The sequence below is a fragment of the Acinetobacter sp. GN11 genome (assembly GCF_054823985.1).
The window spans coordinates 1-373 of sequence record NZ_JRVL01000336.1 but is presented as its reverse complement, the minus strand read 5'-3'; the positions used below and the strand labels follow the sequence as shown (position 1 = coordinate 373).

General features: G+C 46.9%; 1 protein-coding gene. It reads left to right on the top strand.

What is annotated here, in order from left to right; all coding sequences use genetic code 11:
• Positions 1–373, top strand: a 373-nt coding sequence (locus tag NL42_RS19010) for an FAD-dependent oxidoreductase (protein WP_461313934.1), incomplete at both ends; no start/stop codon positions are given.

The following is a 373-nucleotide window of genomic DNA, read 5'->3' as shown; positions in this document are numbered from 1 at the left end:
GAACACCACAGCAACCATGATTGATGGTTCATTCTTCCAAGACGAAGTTGAACAACGCAAAATTATGGCTGTACCAATGGTGTTCCAAGACAATGAACACATTGGCCAAGGCCGTATGACGCTTGAAGAGATTGTGGCAAAACTTGACACCAACTCAGCTGAAAAAGATGCAGCAGCGCTTAATGCCAAAGATGCGTTTGATGTGTTAGTGATTGGTGGTGGACCTGCGGGCGCAACAGCAGCAATCTATGCTGCACGTAAGGGCATTAACACGGGTATCGTGGCTGAACGCTTTGGTGGTCAGGTGATGGATACCATGGACATTGAAAACTTCACGTCTGTACAAAAGACTCAAGGTCCTAAGTTTGCTGCC